1 protein-coding gene is annotated in these 389 nt (G+C 44.2%); it reads right to left on the bottom strand.

Annotated features, from left to right (window positions below):
• Window positions 1–40 precede the first annotated feature (40 nt).
• Window positions 41–319 carry a reverse transcriptase N-terminal domain-containing protein gene (locus AABK37_RS41975; RefSeq protein ID WP_432557268.1) on the bottom strand — a complete coding sequence of 93 codons (279 nt, stop codon included), beginning with the start codon at window positions 317–319 and terminating at the stop codon, window positions 41–43.
• Between the last annotated feature and the right edge of the window lie 70 nt (window positions 320–389).

The raw sequence follows: 389 nt of genomic DNA, 5'->3' as shown, positions 1-389 counted from the left end.
CGCGATCGCTTGCAATCAAAGGTTCGGTTGCAGCATGATGTTAAACATAGCTACAATATCCCCAAAGCTCATTGGACTTAGTGCAATATGAACACACCGTCGGTATCCCTAATGGTCGCATTTCCTTCTTTCCTGGCTTGGGAATCCAAACCCTTTTGATTGGTTGTGCGGTACCATCGATTTTCAAGTTATTTACAAGTTCAAGTCGCTGCTTTGGCGTTAAGGATTTCACCCCATCTACCCCAGCAGTTTTCTTTCCTTTCTTTTCCTGGGTAACCCGTCGTACAGCTAGTACACCGCGACAGAAGTATTCCGACAGTTTAAAATGTTCTCAGGCAATATAGAGTAGAATGAGGAAATAATTAGGGTGCGTGGTCCAAAACCAACTC

The organism is Tolypothrix sp. VBCCA 56010, from assembly GCF_050875635.1.
Taxonomy (GTDB): domain Bacteria; phylum Cyanobacteriota; class Cyanobacteriia; order Cyanobacteriales; family Nostocaceae; genus Hassallia.
Note: the sequence above shows the minus strand (reverse complement) of the source record. Positions and strands in the feature narration are given on the sequence as shown.